The organism is Dechloromonas denitrificans (genome assembly GCF_020510665.1).
In the GTDB taxonomy this organism is placed as follows: domain Bacteria; phylum Pseudomonadota; class Gammaproteobacteria; order Burkholderiales; family Rhodocyclaceae; genus Azonexus; species Azonexus denitrificans_B.
In genome coordinates this window covers 1,721,878-1,737,860 of the sequence record NZ_CP075187.1, presented here as the reverse complement: position 1 = coordinate 1,737,860, position 15,983 = coordinate 1,721,878, and the positions used below count along the sequence as shown (strand labels likewise).

The 15,983-nt window shown below is 60.0% G+C and carries 16 protein-coding genes; 10 read left to right on the top strand and 6 right to left on the bottom strand.

Annotated features, from left to right (window positions below; all coding sequences use genetic code 11):
* Positions 1 to 15: 15 nt before the first annotated feature.
* The 5 genes from KI614_RS08110 to KI614_RS08090 are packed head-to-tail and all read left to right on the top strand — an operon-like array spanning position 16 to position 5,335.
* On the top strand, positions 16 to 1,008 hold the full coding sequence (locus KI614_RS08110) for an ABC transporter substrate-binding protein (protein WP_226404367.1): 993 nt from the start codon (positions 16 to 18) through the stop codon (positions 1,006 to 1,008).
* Entirely contained in the window at positions 1,005 to 1,820 is an 816-nt protein-coding gene (locus KI614_RS08105) for an ABC transporter permease (protein ID WP_226404364.1), read from the top strand. Before KI614_RS08110 ends, KI614_RS08105 begins: the two co-directional genes overlap by 4 nt.
* Positions 1,790 to 2,548 carry an ABC transporter ATP-binding protein gene (locus KI614_RS08100; RefSeq protein WP_226404362.1) on the top strand — a complete coding sequence of 253 codons (759 nt, stop codon included), beginning with the start codon at positions 1,790 to 1,792 and terminating at the stop codon, positions 2,546 to 2,548. Before KI614_RS08105 ends, KI614_RS08100 begins: the two co-directional genes overlap by 31 nt.
* Entirely contained in the window at positions 2,545 to 3,795 is a 1,251-nt protein-coding gene (locus KI614_RS08095; protein ID WP_226404359.1) for an NnrS family protein, read from the top strand. Before KI614_RS08100 ends, KI614_RS08095 begins: the two co-directional genes overlap by 4 nt.
* Positions 3,796 to 3,841: 46 nt before the next feature.
* The gene (locus KI614_RS08090; RefSeq protein WP_226404345.1) at positions 3,842 to 5,335 is read left to right on the top strand and encodes an NAD(P)H-hydrate dehydratase; all 1,494 of its coding nucleotides are present in this window, start codon (positions 3,842 to 3,844) and stop codon (positions 5,333 to 5,335) included.
* Here KI614_RS08090 and KI614_RS08085 read toward each other — a convergent pair.
* On the bottom strand, positions 5,301 to 6,782 hold the full coding sequence (locus KI614_RS08085; RefSeq protein WP_226404343.1) for an FMN-binding glutamate synthase family protein: 1,482 nt from the start codon (positions 6,780 to 6,782) through the stop codon (positions 5,301 to 5,303). The two genes, KI614_RS08090 and KI614_RS08085, sit on opposite strands and share 35 nt — an antisense overlap.
* 54 nt (positions 6,783 to 6,836) lie before the next feature.
* On the opposite strand from KI614_RS08085, the gene nadC reads away from it, so the two are divergent.
* The gene (gene nadC, locus KI614_RS08080; protein ID WP_226404341.1) at positions 6,837 to 7,700 is read left to right on the top strand and encodes a carboxylating nicotinate-nucleotide diphosphorylase; all 864 of its coding nucleotides are present in this window, start codon (positions 6,837 to 6,839) and stop codon (positions 7,698 to 7,700) included.
* 79 nt (positions 7,701 to 7,779) lie between these two features.
* Here nadC and KI614_RS08075 read toward each other — a convergent pair whose 3' ends face one another.
* Positions 7,780 to 8,262 carry a bacteriohemerythrin gene (locus KI614_RS08075; RefSeq protein WP_226404338.1) on the bottom strand — a complete coding sequence of 161 codons (483 nt, stop codon included), beginning with the start codon at positions 8,260 to 8,262 and terminating at the stop codon, positions 7,780 to 7,782.
* Between the two features lie 202 nt (positions 8,263 to 8,464).
* On the opposite strand from KI614_RS08075, the gene KI614_RS08070 reads away from it, so the two are divergent.
* Positions 8,465 to 9,598, top strand: coding sequence for a response regulator (locus KI614_RS08070; RefSeq protein ID WP_226409186.1), 1,134 nt, complete (start codon positions 8,465 to 8,467; stop codon positions 9,596 to 9,598).
* Positions 9,599 to 9,631: 33 nt separating this feature from the next.
* Here the strand turns inward: KI614_RS08070 and thrC are convergent, their stop codons facing one another.
* From thrC to KI614_RS08055, 3 genes are all read right to left on the bottom strand, one after another.
* Complete coding sequence (gene thrC, locus KI614_RS08065; RefSeq protein WP_226409184.1) at positions 9,632 to 11,059, bottom strand: threonine synthase; 1,428 nt, start codon at positions 11,057 to 11,059, stop codon at positions 9,632 to 9,634.
* A gap of 32 nt (positions 11,060 to 11,091) precedes the next feature.
* Entirely contained in the window at positions 11,092 to 12,225 is a 1,134-nt protein-coding gene (locus tag KI614_RS08060) for a hypothetical protein (protein WP_226409182.1), read from the bottom strand.
* A gap of 123 nt (positions 12,226 to 12,348) precedes the next feature.
* Positions 12,349 to 12,618 carry a DUF2249 domain-containing protein gene (locus KI614_RS08055; RefSeq protein WP_226409180.1) on the bottom strand — a complete coding sequence of 90 codons (270 nt, stop codon included), beginning with the start codon at positions 12,616 to 12,618 and terminating at the stop codon, positions 12,349 to 12,351.
* A gap of 218 nt (positions 12,619 to 12,836) precedes the next feature.
* Between KI614_RS08055 and KI614_RS08050 the strand changes: the two genes are divergently transcribed.
* Positions 12,837 to 13,076 (top strand): hypothetical protein, encoded by a 240-nt coding sequence (locus tag KI614_RS08050; RefSeq protein WP_226409178.1) that lies wholly within the window; start codon positions 12,837 to 12,839, stop codon positions 13,074 to 13,076.
* A gap of 48 nt (positions 13,077 to 13,124) precedes the next feature.
* On the opposite strand, the gene KI614_RS08045 is transcribed toward KI614_RS08050, so the two are convergent.
* Positions 13,125 to 13,454, bottom strand: coding sequence for a hypothetical protein (locus KI614_RS08045; RefSeq protein WP_226409176.1), 330 nt, complete (start codon positions 13,452 to 13,454; stop codon positions 13,125 to 13,127).
* A gap of 186 nt (positions 13,455 to 13,640) precedes the next feature.
* On the opposite strand from KI614_RS08045, the gene KI614_RS08040 reads away from it, so the two are divergent.
* Together KI614_RS08040 and KI614_RS08035 are read left to right on the top strand one after the other, a co-directional pair.
* On the top strand, positions 13,641 to 15,083 hold the full coding sequence (locus KI614_RS08040) for a PLP-dependent aminotransferase family protein (protein WP_226409174.1): 1,443 nt from the start codon (positions 13,641 to 13,643) through the stop codon (positions 15,081 to 15,083).
* 113 nt (positions 15,084 to 15,196) lie between these two features.
* Positions 15,197 to 15,967: a substrate-binding periplasmic protein gene (locus KI614_RS08035; protein ID WP_226409172.1), complete on the top strand. Its 771-nt coding sequence runs from the start codon at positions 15,197 to 15,199 to the stop codon at positions 15,965 to 15,967.
* Positions 15,968 to 15,983: the final 16 nt, after the last annotated feature.

The window sequence follows — 15,983 nt, the reverse complement described above, 5'->3', positions numbered from 1 at the left end:
TTCGAGACCCTGCCTGTGAAATCCTGCTTTGCCCGCTTTACCGCCCTCGCCCTTCTCAGCTGGCTCGGCCTGGCACCGGCCCAGGCCGAGCGCCTGCCCAAGCTGGTTCTGTCAGGCCCGCCGGCAGCGGTCTCGACGCCGCTGATTCACATGATCGACAGCGGCGCCTTGAAAGATATCGCCGATCACGTCGAATTCCAGACCTGGAAAGATCCGGATCAACTGCGTGTGCTGGTACTCGGCGGCAAGGCGGATTTCGTGGCAATGCCAAGCAATGTCGCTGCCAATCTGTATAACCGCGGTGTCGGGCTCAAGTTGCTCAACATCTCGACCTGGGGCGTTTTGTGGATGGTTTCGCGTGACAAGACGGCAAAGACGCTGAGTGATTTCAAGGGCAAGGAAATCGCCATGCCTTTCCGCGCCGACATGCCGGACATCGTTTTTGAACTGATTGCCGAAAAGCAGGGACTCGATGCCAAGAAAGATTTCAAGCTGCGTTATGTCGGCTCGCCGCTCGACGCCATGCAATTGCTGGTCAGCCGACGCGTTGACCACGCCCTGCTGGCCGAGCCGGCCGTATCGATGGCGCTGCGCAAGACCCGGTCCTTCCCGGTCAGCCTGATTGCGCCCGAACTGCATCGCAGCGTCGACCTGCAACAGGAATGGGGCCGCCTGTTCAAGCGCGAAACCCGCATTCCGCAAGCCGGTATTGCGGTCATCGGCAAGGCCCTGAAAGACGAGGCGCTGCAGGCGAAGATCATGGCGGCTTACGAACAGTCGCTGCTCTGGTGTCAGAAAAATTCCCTCAAATGCGGCGAAATGGTCGCCAAGCGGATCGACCTGCTCAGTCCTGAGGCGGTGGCCGATGCCATGGCCGTCAGCCAGACGCGACATGTGACGACGGCGCAAGCCAGGCCGGAACTCGAATTTTTTCTCGGCCAGTTGCATGCCCGGAACCCGGCCCTGGTCGGCGGCAAAATGCCGGATGACGCTTTCTACGCCCGATGAGTCAAGCCGGACGTAAAGCAATCGGCGCGTGGCTGGCCGCCACCGGCCACTACCTGTGGAGCGGCTGGGGCTCGCTGGCCAGCTTGTGCATTTTCATGGCGGTCTGGACGTTGACCGCGGAGGCCTTCGGCCCGCTGATCCTGCCGACCCCGCTCGAAGCCTTGAGCACGCTAGGCGGCTTGTTGAACGATGGTCGTGCGTGGACTGAAATCGGCATCACGGCACGCCGGGCGCTGGCCGGTTTCGGGCTTTCGGTCGTGGTCGGCAGCCTGCTCGGGCTTGCTGCCGGGGTTTCGATGACGGCGTCGATGATGTCACGCCCGATTATCACCGTACTAGTCGGCATGCCGCCGATCGCCTGGCTGATCCTGGCGCTGCTCTGGTTCGGGGCGGGCGACGGTACGCCGATCTTCACCGTCTTCATCGCCTGCTTCCCGATCATCTTTGTTGGTGCGATGCAAGGCACGCGCACGCTGGATGGCCAGTTGAAGGAGCTGGCCCGGATGTTCGGGCTGTCGACCTGGATGAAGCTGACCGACATTTATCTGCCGCACGTTGTTTCCTATCTTTTCCCGGCCTGGATCGCGGCGCTCGGCATGTCGTGGAAAATTGTCGTGATGGCCGAATTGCTGTCCACCGAGGACGGCATCGGTGCGGCGCTCGCCGTATCACGCAGCCATCTCGACACGGCGGCGTCGATGGCCTGGATCGTGGCGCTGGTCGGCACCTTGCTGGCCATCGAATATCTGTTGCTCGAACCGGTCAAGCGCAAGGTCGAGTCGTGGCGGGAGTTGGCATCATCAAGCAATTAAGCATTTCGGCGCTGAATCATCGCTTCGGTTACCAGCGCGTCCTCGACAACATCAATCTGACCGTTCATGCTGGCGAAGCCGTTGCCCTGGTCGGCCCGTCAGGTTGCGGCAAGACAACCTTGCTCAACCTGGCTGCCGGTCTGCTGGCTCCCTGGGAAGGCCGGATCGACAACGGTTTTTCACGGCCGGCGATGATGTTCCAGCAACCACGCCTGCTGCCCTGGAAACAGACGCTGGAAAACATCGCCCTCGGCCTCAAGGCCCAAGGCATCGCACGACCCGAGCGAACAAGCCGGGCGCGGCAACTGGCCTTGAGCATGGGGCTGAATGAAGATGATCTCGACAAGTTTCCCGGTGCGCTTTCCGGCGGCATGCAAAGTCGGGCGGCCCTGGCCCGGGCCTTTGCTGTCCAGCCCGATCTGCTATTGCTTGACGAGGCATTTTCAGCACTCGACATCGGCCTGAAAAGCGAGCTCTACGAGCTGCTGGCCAGGGAGCGCGCAGCGCATGCCAGCGCCGTACTGATGATTACTCACGACCTGATGGAAGCGATTCGTCTGGCCGACCGGATCTTGATCATGACCGGCTCGCCGGGTGCCATCGTGGCCGAACACCTTCTTGAAACGCCGGTCACCGAGCGTGATGAAAGCTGGGTCTTCGCCCATACCGCCGAGTTCATCCAGTGGCCGGATGTCCGTGCTGCCTTTTCTCTGGTGGCGCGAAAATGAAATTCAATTTTGGCCATTTTTCGCGGTCGACCGGAGCGAGCGGCGAAACCGCCCCGCTGGCCGCCCTCTGGTGCTGTCCGTTCCGCCCGTTCTTCCTGCTTACCGCGCTCTCCGCCCTGCTCGCCATGAGCTACTGGCTGGGTGTGCTGGGCGGCCTGTTACCGCTGCCCGACTTGCCGGGGGGCGCCATCGTCTGGCATGCCCACGAACTGATCTTCGGCTTTGCCGGTGCATCGATTGCCGGCTTTCTGCTCACCGCCATCATCGAGTTTACCGGGACGGCCCCGGTCCGCCCGAACACCGTTCGCCAGTTGCTCGCGCTGTGGTTTGGTGGCCGCCTGGCTTATCTGCTGGCCGGCTGGGTCGGCGTGATGCCGGCCGCAATCTTCGACCTGGGTTTCCTGGCCCTGCTGACCGCTCGCTTGAGCGGCCCGCTGTGGCGCGCCCCGAATCGCCGCCACCTTGCCTTTTTCCACGCCTTGCTTGGCTTGATCGTCGTGCATGGCGGCTTCTATGTTGCCCTTTTCCGTCAGGCGGATGCGCTGGCCTGGTTGCGCCTGGGCATTGGCTTGATGATGATCCTGATCGTGGTCGCGCTGTCGCGTATCTCGATGCGCCTGGTCAATGACGTACTCGAAGCCCAGGGCGGCATGGCGGCGCCTTATCTGGCCCGTCCGCCCCGCCGCAACCTGGTCATTTTCAGCATTGCTGCCTACAGCGTTACCGAATTTCTGCTCCCCGGCAGCCACGCCAGCGGCTGGCTGGCGCTGGCCGCAGCGGCCGGCATATTCAACCTGCTCAACGACTGGCACGTCGGCCGCGCCCTGTTGCAACGCTGGGTGCTGATTCCCTACCTGGTTTATGGCTGCATGGCACTCGGCTACGCCACGATAGGACTCGGCCTGCTCAACGGCCACAACCTGATCAGCGCCGGTCATCACCTGCTGCTGGCCGGTGCGCTCAGCCTCTCGATCCTCATCGTGATGGCCGTTGCCGGTCGTCTGCACAGCGGATACCGGCTGGATCAGCGCCGTTGGCTGTTGATTTCAGCCGGCTTGCTGCTCAGCGCGGCGCTGATTCGCGGTAGCGCCGGTCTGCCGGCTTTTTCCGCCGCCTATCCCTTGCTCATCCTGCTGGCCGGCGTGAGCTGGCTGGGCGGCTGGCTGCTTTATCTGACTTACGCGTGGAAGGTGCTGGCCGGGCCTCGCCCCGACGGCGGCCAGGGCTGTGATGAAGCAGTGAAATAGGGCTGGCGCAAAATCCTGCCGATTCATTTCGGCTAGAATGAAATCCATGAATACAGCCCTTTACCTGAGCAGCACCCTGCGTCAAATCGAATCCCGCCATCGCGACGAACCGCTGATGCAGCGAGCCGGCGCAGCCGCTGCCGACTGGGCGAACGAACTGGTCAGCGACAATGGACTGCCGGTGCTGGTGCTGGCCGGCCCGGGCAACAATGGCGGCGATGCCTTCGAAGTGGCGCGGCTGTTGCGTCAGCGTTTCTTGAGCGTGTATCTGGTTTTCTCCGGACAAGCCAGCAGTTTGCCGGACGATGCCGCTGCCGCTTTTGAACGCTTCAGTTCGGCCGGCGGCACATGGCTTGAACATATCCCCGAACAACAGCGCTGGGGACTGATTGTCGATGGCCTGTTCGGCATCGGCCTGAGCCGGCCAGCCAGCGGCAGATACGCGGAACTGATCGAAGCGACCAATCGCCTGCGGCAACGGGATAACTGCCCCGTGCTGGCACTCGATTGTCCCTCCGGGCTGAATGCCGATACCGGCCAGGTCTTCGAGCCGGCCATCGAGGCCACGCAGACGATCACCTTCATTTCGGGCAAAGCGGGCTTGTTGACCGCAGCAGGGCCGGATCATTGCGGGGAAGTCCGGGTGGCGACTATCGGCATCGATCCGTCGATCAATTTCCCACCAACCGCCTGGCAACTGGACCGGACGCACTTCGCCGACAGTCTGAAGCCTCGCCGGAAAGACAGTCACAAAGGCAATTTCGGCAGCGCAGGGATACTCGGCGGTGCTCATTCGATGGTCGGTGCGGCCTTGTTGAGCGGACGTGCTGCGCTCAAGCTGGGGGCCGGACGCGTCTATCTCGGCCTGCTCGACAGCGCGGCTCCCGCCTGCGATCTCCAGCAGCCGGAATTGATGCTGCGTACGGGCAAGGACCTGTTGCTCACCGAACTGGCCGCCCTCGCCTGCGGCCCCGGTCTGGGCATGTCGTTGCAGGCCGGCGAATTACTGGAGGCGGCAATCAGCCTCGATCAACCGCTGGTCCTCGATGCCGATGCCCTCAACCTGATCGCCCGCGAAGGCAATCTGCAGGTGGCGCTGGCCAGCCGTTCAAACCCGGCAATCCTGACCCCGCATCCCGCCGAAGCCGCCCGTCTGCTGGCCTGTTCGACCGAAGCGGTGCAGGCTGCCCGCCTCGATGCCGCGTGTGATCTGGCCGAACGTTATCGCTGCCACGTGGCGCTGAAAGGCTGCGGCACGGTGATTGCTGCGGTCGACGGGCGTTTCTGGATCAATTCCACCGGCAATCCGGGCATGGCCACCGCCGGCATGGGTGATGTGCTGACCGGGTTGATCGTTGCCCTGCTCGCTCAGGGCTGGCCGGCGCTTGAAGCCTTGCTGGCCGGGGTGCATCTGCACGGTGCGGCGGCCGACCGCTTGCTCGCCCAGGGCTGCGGCCCGATCGGCATGACGGCCGGCGAAACGATAGCGCCGGCCCGCCAGTTGTTCAACGAATGGGTGGGTACGGGTAGAGCATATTGAGTGAGATGCTCTGGCCGTTGGGCTGAACCATGCGCACGTGCTCCCGCTTGAACTCCCCGGCATGCTTCAGGCCGCAAGCGTGGGCGATCATTTCGATTTCCTTGTTCATGTTGCGCGTGTAGCCGGCCACGCGTTCGGCCTTGTCCTCGACCACCAGGCCGCGCTGCAGACGCGGGTCGTGCGTCGTGATCCCGGTCGGGCAACTGTTCTGATGGCAACGCAGGGCCTGGATGCAGCCGAGCGAAAACATGTAGCCGCGCGCCGTATTGACCAGATCGGCACCACAGGCCAGCGCCCAGGCAACCTTGGCCGGGGTGATCAGTTTGCCGGAGGCAATCACCTTGATCCGGTCGCGCAAACCGCTTTCGATCAGCGCATCGACGACACGGGGCAAGGCTTCGTTGATCGACAGCGCCATGTGATCGGCCAGCGCTTGCGGCGCAGCCCCTGAACCGCCTTCGCCGCCATCGATGGTCAGGAAGTCCGGCGCACAGTAGAGGCCACGTCGACGGACTGCCTCGATCAGTTCATGCATGAATTGCCAGCCGCCAATCGCGGTTTTGATACCAACCGGCTTGCCCGTGATTTCTCGTACCTGGACCACCATGTCGAGCAATTCATCCATGTTCCCGGTTTCCGGGTGACGATTCGGCGAGATCGAATCGACGCCGAAGGTAATGCCGCGGATTCGCGCAATTTCCTCGGTAACCTTGGCTGCCGGCAAGACGCCGCCTTTGCCCGGCTTGGCGCCTTGCGAAAGCTTGATTTCAAAGGCACGCACCGTTTCGTGTGCCGCCATTTCACGCAGCTTGGCCGGGTCGAGCTTGCCCTGGCTGTCGCGCACCCCGTACTTGGCCGTGCCGATCTGAAAAATCACATCGCAGCCACCTTCAAGGTGATAGGGACTCAAGCCGCCCTCGCCCGTATCCATGTAACAACCCGCCATGGCCGCACCGTGCGACAGGGCCTGGACGGCCGGACGGGAAATCGCGCCATAGCTCATGCCGCTGATGTTGATCCGCGAGCGGGCTGAAAATGGCTTGTCGCACCAACCGTCACCAATCAGTACCGCAGGTGTCGGCTGATGTTCGGCTTCGAGCACGGGGAAAGCGGCATTGACGAAAATCAGCGCCCCGGACTGGTTGATGTCGTAAGTCGAACCAAAACCCAGGATGCCGCCTTCGTTCTTGGCCAGACGATAGACCCAGGCCCGGGTGGCCCGGTTGAAGGGCATTTCCTCACGGTCGCCGAGGAAAAAATATTGCCTGAAATACTCGCCCAGGCTCTCGAAAAAGAACCGCAGATGCCCGATGACCGGGAAGTTGCGCAGAACGGTATGACGCTTTTGGGTGATATCGCGCAGATACCAGTAGCTGAGCAGGATGGCCAGGATCAGCGCAACAAGCACGCCGATGCTGACATGAAAAACACCGATCATCTCGGACATGCAGGCTCCTCAAACGGTACAATTCCGCTCCCAGCATGCCGACTCAACGCTTCCATGTCCATCGAATTTGATTTCCCGCTCGCCTCCGAAATTACCCGCAACGTCGATGCCGCCCTGCTTGAGGATATCGGTGCCGGCGACATCACCGCCGAACTGGTTCCCGCCCGGCGCATTGCCCAGGCCACCGTGGTTTCCCGCGAGCCAGGCGTTTTGTGCGGCACGGCCTGGTTCGATCAGGCCATTCTCAAGCTTGATCCGAATGCGACTGTCGTCTGGTGTGCCGCCGATGGCGACCGGATTGCCGCCAATCACGTTCTTTGCCAGATCAGCGCCAATGCCCGTGCCCTGCTTTCGGCTGAACGTACTGCCCTGAACTTCCTTCAACTACTCTCGGCGGTTGCTTCCAAGGCCCGCATCTACGCCGATGCGATCGAAGGCACCAAGGCCCAGGTGGTCGACACCCGCAAGACCTTGCCCGGTTTGCGCATTGCCCAGAAGTATGCCGTTCGCGCCGGTGGTGGCGGCAATCACCGCCTGGCCCTGTGGGATGCCATCCTGATCAAGGAAAACCATATTCACGCCGCCGGCAGCATAGTCGGTGCGTTGACCGAAGCCCGACTGGCTGCCGAACGCGCTGGTTCGCGCTGCAAGTTCATCCAGATCGAGGTCGAATCGATCCGCGAACTGGAAACCGCCCTCGATGCCGGGGCCACGATGATCCTGCTCGATAATTTCTCGCTCGGCATGATGCGCGAAGCGGCCCGGATCAATGCCGGCCGTGCGGTGCTCGAAGCTTCCGGCAACGTCACGTTGGAAACCATTCGTTCCATTGCCGAAACCGGCGTCGACCGCATCTCGGTCGGTGCCTTGACCAAGGATGTCAAGGCGCTCGATCTCTCGATGCGCTTTATTGACTGAAACCCTCCTGGCCTGCAGTTTCTCTGCGGCTTGAAGGCCGCCAGCCTCGTACAGGCGGCGGCCCTGAATTCTCCGGGTTCTAGCGGAAAAAGCGCCCGAGCAAGCCTGAAATGATGCCAGGCTTGCTGCTTTGCACCGGTGCCTGCGGCGTGGCCGCAACCGGTTCGGCATTGACCATCTGCTTGACCAGCATGGCGTAATCCCGGTCTTCGTTGGCAATGTGGTTGAGCAGCCATTTCGCCAGCATGCTGTGCAATTCATCGGCAATGTCTTCACCCTTGGCTGCCCGCATGGTGAATTCGGTAATGCGCTTGATGAACAGTTCATGCACTTTCTTGTGCGGCTTCAAGAATTTGTAGCCAGCCTCTTCCAGCATGGCCTCCTCAAAACCGAAGTGCGACTGGGTGTAATCAATCAACTGCTCGATCACTTCCGTCACCAGATGCCGATCGCCCTTCTGCTTGGCGATTTCCAGATCGTTGATGTAACCGACGATTCTCTTGTGCTGGGCATCGATCACTTCAATCCCGGTATCCAGTCTGCTATCCCATGTAATAGGCACTTTTGTTCCCCTTTGATTCTTTGCCGGTATCAGTCCGGCAATCCTTTAAATCGAGGTAGCAAGTAAATATCACTTTAGTCATGTCACTATTGACCTTAGTCAATCGACTGTTGCATGGCATAAGGAATAGTCCTGATAAAACACAGGTGTAATTTATCAAAAATTACATTTGTGTTAATATTTTCGGATAAAAGGAGAGGCGATGAACAGCAAACACCGGATTGCGATTATTGAAGACAACACGCCGCAACGTGTCATCCTGAGTCGCCTGCTCTGCACCGATTACGAAGTCACGGAATTTGCCGGTGGTGAGGAGTTCCTGGCCTGTCATGAGCAGTTCGATGTTTTACTGCTCGATATCGAGATGCCGGACATCAACGGCTACGACACCTGCCGCTCCTTCCGCACCCGGCCGGGAAGCGGCCACATCCCGGTTATTTTCGTCTCGGCACACGACACGGCACCCGAGCGTGTTGCCGCCTACGAGGCCGGCGGCGATGACTTTGTGACCAAACCGATTGCCGTGCATGAGTTGAAGCACAAGATCAAAGGGGTGATCGATCAGGGCGATCGCTTGCGCCAACTGGCCGATCAGTCTTCAAACGCACAAAAAATAGCCTTTGCCGCAATGACCGGCATGAGTGATCTGGGGGTGGTCATTGAATTCCTGCGCGAGTCCGCCAGTGGTCACAGCTATGACTGCATCGGGCGACAGCTGATTCAGGCCATGAAGGCCTGGGGGCTCAAGGGAGCCGTCCAGATTCGCGGTTGCAATGAACTGCTTGTTCTCTCGACCGAGGGAGAAATGTCGCCTTTGCAATCCTCCGTGCTCGACACGTTGAAGGATATTGGCCGTATTTTTGAGTTCGGCTCGCGGGCGGTGCTCAATTACGCGCATGTTTCATTGCTCGTGCAAAATTTGCCCACCGACAACCCGGAAAAAGTCGGACGTTTGCGCGACAACCTGGCGGTCCTGGCAGAAAGTGCGGATATCAGGATTGGCGGGCTGGATGCCAGCAAGGAACGCGACTTGCAGAAACTGGGCATCGAAGGCGTGCTGGCCGAGTTGCGCGGTGCGCTGGCGCGAATCAATGACAAGTCGCGCGACAATCGCAGCAATGGTCAGCACCAAATGGTCGAAATGATCGAAGGCCTGAGCCGGACCATCGTGACGCTTGGCTTGACTGAAAGTCAGGAAAGCTACGTTGAAGATCTGCTCAAGGAGGCGCTGGATGAAACGCACCATTTCTTCGATCAGGCCATTTCGATCGAAGGCGAGTTCTCGGAAGTTCTTGCCCGCCTGCAGCGGCTGGCCGTTTCGGATTACCGCGTATAAAAAGAAGGGGCCGCAGCCCCTTCTTTCAATCACTTAAACGCGTTCGACCAGGAAGCGCTTGATGGCCTCGACATCGGGCGCCATGACCACGACGTGCTGGGACAGATTTTCGATCCCGGCCAACTCCGCCGGACGCACCGGCTCGGTACCCAGTGCCTCGCGAATGGTTTCCTCAAACTTGGCCGGTTGAGCCGTTTCCAGCACGATCATCGGAAGCCCTGGCTGACGATGCTCCAGTGCCACCTTCAGGCCATCGGCCGTGTGGGTGTCGAGCATGACGTTGTAGCGGCCTTGCGCGAAACGGATGGTATTGATCCGGTCGACATGCGTGCTCTTACCGGAGACAAAACCGAATTCGGGCATTTTTTGCCAGTGGACCGTGGCACTCAGATCGAAGGCTTCGCCCTTGTCGACCTTGGCCCACAGCGCCTTGACGACCGCCGGGTCGCGGCCGACCAGATCGAAGACGAAGCGTTCGAAGTTGGAAGCCTTGGAAATATCCATCGACGGGCTGGAGGTCACGCTGGTTTCGACCGAGGTGCGCGGACGATAGACGCCGGTCTTGAAGAACTCGTCGAGCACATCGTTTTCGTTGGTGGCGAGCACCAGTTGCTTGATCGGCAGCCCCATCTGGCGGGCAATGTGGCCGGCGCAGATGTTGCCGAAATTGCCGGACGGCACGGTGAAGGCAACCTGCTCGTCGTTGTTTTTAGTGGCCAGGAAATAGCCCTGGAAGTAATAAACGATCTGTGCCGCAACACGTGCCCAGTTGATCGAGTTGACCGCGCCGATCTTGTATTTGGCCTTGAACTCGGCGTCGTTGGAGACGGCCTTCACGATGTCCTGCGCATCGTCAAACATGCCGGTGACGGCGATGTTGAAGATGTTGGCATCCTGCAGCGAATACATCTGGGCGCGCTGGAAGGCGCTCATCTTGCCATCCGGCGAGAGCATGAAAACCTTGACGTTATGCTTGCCGCGCATGGCGTACTCGGCCGCCGAACCGGTGTCGCCCGAGGTCGCGCCGAGGATGTTGATCGACTCGCCGCGCTTGTCGAGCACGTACTCGAACAGGTTGCCGAGCAGTTGCATCGCCATGTCCTTGAAGGCCAGCGTCGGGCCATTGGACAGTTCCTGCGTGTAGAGCCCCTCTTCGAGCTTGGTCAGCGGCGTGATTTCAGCTGCATTGCCGCCGTTGCGGGTATGGCGATAGACATCGGCCGTGTAGGTTTTGGCGACCAGTGCCTTCAAATCGGCAGCCGGAATGTCGGTGATGAATTTGGCGAGGATTTCGTAGGCCAGATCGGCGTAAGACAGCTTGCGCCAGGCGTCCAGTTCGGTACGGCTGATCTGCGGATAGCTTTCCGGCAGATAAAGGCCGCCATCCGGCGCCAGACCGCCGAGGAGGATGTCGCAGAAAGCCTGGGGCGCGGCGTGACCGCGAGTCGAAAGATAGCGCATGGCGAAAACCTGAAAAGCGAAAAACAGTGATTTTACCGCGTCGACCGCGAGACGCGCATAGCTTGCAGCAAGCCAAATGCAAAGAGCACTACGCCAGCCATCAAAAACACCCCGGCCAACGCGTCCTGATTGGCCAGAAGCGCAATCGCTGAGAGGATGAACAAGCCGCCCCGCCAGGCGCCACTCGCCGCCAGTTTCTGGCGCATGATCGGCCGGGCCGGCAACATCGGTCCGGGCCAGCGCCAGACGGGCAGCAATTGACTGAGCGCCCCGGTGATCAACGGTAACAGGAAGCCGGCCCCCCAGGCATAAAGGCTGGGCCGCCCCTGCAACAGGCCGGCGCCATGCGCGACGCCGGCAGCAAGCGTCAGCAATAATCCGCAGACTGCGGCGAGCAGTGACGCGGCAACGCCGTCAGCCAGCATTTCGCGCAGGCCGAAACGCCTGGCCCACTGGCCGATCAGGCCGAGAGCGGCGACCAGCAACAGTGCTGCGCCAGGGACGGCAAAAGGCCACAGGATTGCGGTGCCGGAAGCAATGACCAGTGCGCCGCCGGCTACCAGCCAGAGCCGCCGCCGCAACCAGCCGGCGGCTTCGGGGTCGGGCTTGCCGAGTGCCGTTGGCAGCAGGACAGGCAGTGTTCCCAGTGCCGCCAGGCCGACCAGGCCAATGGTGTTCAAATGCAGGTGAAAAAGACGCAAGGCCCGCCAGTAGGCAGGAAAGAATCCGATCAGGATGGCGGCCAGCAAGGCCAGCATCAGGCAGCCGAGAGCGGCGCCGTACCAGCGCCAGCCGGGATGAGGCGACCCCAGGGTTGCTCTTGCCCGTCCGGCAATCCAGTTGAGCAAAATGGCGGCCAGCGCGAGGTCGACCGTGGCAGCCAGATACAGCAGGCTGCGCGGCAGCCAGCCCTGCATCGAGAGCACAGCCACGCCACCAACGATCTGGGCGAGGAATGGCAGGCGGATTATCCAGCGACTGGGGTCGCCCGTGCGGGTCAGCACGGGCACAAAATGGCTCATCGCAGCGAAAATCAGCGGGACGATACCGATGGCAAAAGCCAGGTGTGCCACCGCCAGTGGCGTTCCCCAGCCGGCCAGTGTGCACACGGCACTGCCGAGCAAGGCAAGAAGCGACAAGCCAGCAAGGGCAAGGAGTCTGTTCACGGTGGGGTAAGCGTTGCCGGTCGGTTTTACCGGCTCAAGTCGTCAAGGCGTGCACAGTAACATTGCCCGGGGTCGGGCGGCGGAGGGCCGCCCGCCGGAGAGCAAAGATCAGTTGCCGGGTGTTCAGGCGACAACGGCAAAATCGATCACGATGGCACCCGGTTCACGCTGCTTGTACTCGATGCTCAGACGTGCGCCGTAACGTTGTTGCAATTGGGCCAGCAGCGGCAAGGGATCGTGGTCATTGCAAAAGCGCATCGTCTCGCCCGGCATCAGCGCATCGAGTGCACCGAAGATGGCGGCGTGACGAAAACGCTTGGCGATACCGCGAGCGTCGAACGGATAAAGCGCTTCCGGGGTGGTGTGATTGCAGGCGTGGATGGGTTGCATCATGGTTCCTTTGAAGGGCATGCCGGATTGGCATTCAGGAAGGATTGTGCCGAGCGGCGCAGATCATTTCCTTGATCCGAATCGGAATAAACATGACTGTTGTGGGGGCTTCAATTCGCTCCGATATTTGCCCGGGAAAAACTGCCTGTCGCTTTTCCCGGAGCCTGCTATAAAAAATGAACAAGGGGATTTTTCAACGATCCGGATACAAGGAGCCAGTCATGTTCAGCGAACTGCTCAAAAAAATCGGTTACCACGGTATCGAGGATGCCGTTGAATTCCTGATGTGCGGCATCGCCATCGTTCCGGCCCTCCTGATGCTGTCCGGATTCATGCTTGGCGGCGCGATTTCGATGGTTGTCCTGCTGCTCCTGACCATGCTGGTGGGCATGCAGGCGCCGCCGCTTCCGCCACGAGCTGAGAAGAAGGACAACCGCCCGGACAATTTTCCTCGGCACTGAACAAGCGGGCGATTGTGTCGCCCGCTTGCCAGGCCTCTTGGTGGTCAATTACTTTGCTGCGGTCAACCGCCGGTTTGCGAGCATTTTCTCCAGGCTACGGACCAGTGACGACCACAAGGGCATCGTGTCGGGCGGGAGTACGACAAACTGTGCGGCGCTTCGGCCCGACAGTTCGATCCATCCGCCCTGCTCGACCGCCACACTGCTTTCTGCATCCAGTTGCGTCCGCGTCTGGTGGATGTTTTCTGCCAGCCAGCCAAATGGGCTGCACACTTCCGCGCAGCCGCTCAGCAATAGCAAGGTGCTGCCGCCTTCGACCAGGATCTGCCTGGACTCGCCTGCTGCCAGGTCGATTTTCATCATCTGCTGGTCATCCATGTTGCCACTCCTTGTCGCTATCCCGATCGCCGGGAGATGACACATCGTAGCCAGCCCGACAGATGCAAAACAGTGACAGGAAAGATGTGTCTGAACCGAAGCAGATATGAATTTTTGCAACTGCTATGGTTCAATAAACACTCATCTATATCTGTTCCACGATTTGTCGCCAAGGGATGATCAGGCATGGACAAGCTACCGATTTATCGCCGTCTGGCGAAGCACTACCAGGAAGCCATCGAAACCGGCACCTTGAGTCAGGGAGATCGTTTCCCATCGATTCGGGTGCTCATGGCGCGACACGAGATCAGCCTGTCTACTGCGCTGCAAACCTGTCGGCAACTTGAAAGCGATGGCTGGCTTGAGGCTCGGCCACGCTCGGGTAATTTTGTCCGCCAACCCCGTCGCCTCAGTGCACCATCGCTCGAAGAGCCTCGCCACGGTCAACCGCTCGATCCGGCCCAATATGTCGGCATTCATGCACGGGTCTCCGATTTCGTGGCCCGCGGTCGCCAGTACCCGGTCAAGGTTAATTTTTCCAGTGCCCGCAGCGCCCCGTCGCTGTACCCCGGCGAAGCCCTGAAAAATGCCGCGACACGAGCTTTGCGCCTGAACCCGGATCTATTGGTCAAGCCGGCCCCGGCAAACGGCAATGCGGCATTCCGTACCGTTCTGGCCAAACGGGCGATGATGAACGGCATGCTGCTTGCGCCGGAAGAAATCGTCGTTACTCAGGGCTGTATCGAAGCGCTCAACCTGGCACTGCGCGCCGTGACCCAGCCCGGCGATATCGTCGCGGTGGAATCGCCGACTTTTTATGGCTTGCTACAAGTGCTCGAGACACTTGGTTTGCGGGCACTGGAAATTCCGACCAGTCCGCACACCGGCATTTCACTGGAGGCGCTTGAACTGGCGGCACGGACTCACGAGCACATTAGTGCCATGGTTGTCGTCCCCGTTCTGCAAAACCCTCTCGGTAGCATCATGCCGGATGCCAACAAGGAAAGACTGGTCGAATTCTGTGCCGCACAGGATATTGCCTTGATCGAGGACGACACCTACAGTGCGCTGACCAATGGCGATACCCCGCAGCGTGCACTGAAAAGTTGGGATCGCAACGGGAATGTCATTCATTGCGCCTCGCTGCACAAAATTCTCGCCCCGGGAATGAGGCTGGGCTGGATGAATGCCGGCCGCTGGCACTCCCGGGTGGAAATGCTCAAATACGTACAAAGCCGGAATAACGAAGAACTGGCTCAACTGGTTGCCGCCGAATTCATGGCATCCAGCGCTTACGACCGCCACCTGCGCCACCTGCGCAGCAACCTCAAATCGCAACGCGAACGGAGTGCGGAAGCCATTGCCGCTTATTTTCCGGAAGGCACGCGCCTGACCGAACCGGCCGGCGGACTGGCGCTGTGGGTTGAATTACCTGCCGGCTGTTCGTCGAAGCGCATATTCGATGCCGCATTGGCCGAGGGCATTTTCATTGCGCCAGGGCTGATGTTTTCCAACTCAAACCGTTTTGATGGCTACATTCGCCTCAATTGCGGCGCCCCGTTTACCCGTGAAATCGACAGCGCACTCAAGCAACTGGGAAAAATAATCACCCTCTCCGCGCCTCCCTGATGCGGTAGCAAGTCTGGTAACCAGCCTGGGTTGCTGCGGTCAACACGCCGTTTGGTCATAAAACCGACTCGTCGCTGTTTTATACTCGCAACAACATCACCCGTCGGACTTCCATGAATCTCAGGCATCGGCTTTTCGTTGTTTTGCTCACCTCGCTCGTTGGCCTTGCTCCTGCAAGCCGGCTGGCAGCCGTAGAATTGAGTGCCTTGACGGAGCCCTTGCCGCCGCTCAATTACGAGCAAAACGGCAAGATTGTCGGTTTCTCCAGCGAGTTGCTCGACATGCTGGCGAAAGACTGCGGCCTGACCCTGCACAAAAATATCCTGCCCTGGGCCCGCGCCTATCAAATGGCCCTGCAGCAAAAGAACACCATACTTTACTCACTGGTGCGGACCCCCGAGCGTGAATCCCTCTTTCAATGGGTTGGGCCGATCAGCAAAAGGCGTATCTACCTCTACAAATCAAGCCGGAGAACTGACATCTCGCTGGCCTATATCGAAGATGCAAAACGTTTTCAGATCGGTGCCGTTCAGGAGTCCGCGGCAGTAAAAACCTTGTTCAAGCGAGGTTTCCAGGTCGGCAAGGAACTCGATCTGGCAATTGATGACGATAAAAACATGCGGAAGTTCAAGGCCGGTCGCTTCGATCTATTGCTGTCGCTGGATTGGGCGGCGATGTACAACGCCAAACAAAACAACATGAGTGTCGACGAACTGGAGCCTGCCATCCTGGTTGATGACAGCTCGGAGTACTGGTTTGGCATCAGCCTTGAAACCAGCCCCCAAATCGTTGCCCAACTCAATGGTGCATTGCTGCAGGTAAAAAAAGACGGCCGTTTGACCGCCTTGACCCGGCGCTATCTGCCCGAGAACAGAACCCATTGAACCTCGCCCACCGGGG

What these genes read in the sequence shown, in the direction of transcription:
- KI614_RS08105 (WP_226404364.1), top strand. Translation starts at nt 1,005, where the DNA reads ATGAGTCAAGCCGGACGTAAAGCAATCGGCGCGTGGCTGGCCGCCACC.
- KI614_RS08095 (WP_226404359.1), top strand. Translation starts at nt 2,545, where the DNA reads ATGAAATTCAATTTTGGCCATTTTTCGCGGTCGACCGGAGCGAGCGGC.
- KI614_RS08090 (WP_226404345.1), top strand. Translation starts at nt 3,842, where the DNA reads ATGAATACAGCCCTTTACCTGAGCAGCACCCTGCGTCAAATCGAATCC.
- KI614_RS08085 (WP_226404343.1), bottom strand. Translation starts at nt 6,782, where the DNA reads ATGTCCGAGATGATCGGTGTTTTTCATGTCAGCATCGGCGTGCTTGTT.
- nadC (WP_226404341.1), top strand. Translation starts at nt 6,837, where the DNA reads ATGTCCATCGAATTTGATTTCCCGCTCGCCTCCGAAATTACCCGCAAC.
- KI614_RS08070 (WP_226409186.1), top strand. Translation starts at nt 8,465, where the DNA reads ATGAACAGCAAACACCGGATTGCGATTATTGAAGACAACACGCCGCAA.
- thrC (WP_226409184.1), bottom strand. Translation starts at nt 11,059, where the DNA reads ATGCGCTATCTTTCGACTCGCGGTCACGCCGCGCCCCAGGCTTTCTGC.
- KI614_RS08055 (WP_226409180.1), bottom strand. Translation starts at nt 12,618, where the DNA reads ATGATGCAACCCATCCACGCCTGCAATCACACCACCCCGGAAGCGCTT.
- KI614_RS08050 (WP_226409178.1), top strand. Translation starts at nt 12,837, where the DNA reads ATGTTCAGCGAACTGCTCAAAAAAATCGGTTACCACGGTATCGAGGAT.
- KI614_RS08045 (WP_226409176.1), bottom strand. Translation starts at nt 13,454, where the DNA reads ATGGATGACCAGCAGATGATGAAAATCGACCTGGCAGCAGGCGAGTCC.
- KI614_RS08040 (WP_226409174.1), top strand. Translation starts at nt 13,641, where the DNA reads ATGGACAAGCTACCGATTTATCGCCGTCTGGCGAAGCACTACCAGGAA.
- KI614_RS08035 (WP_226409172.1), top strand. Translation starts at nt 15,197, where the DNA reads ATGAATCTCAGGCATCGGCTTTTCGTTGTTTTGCTCACCTCGCTCGTT.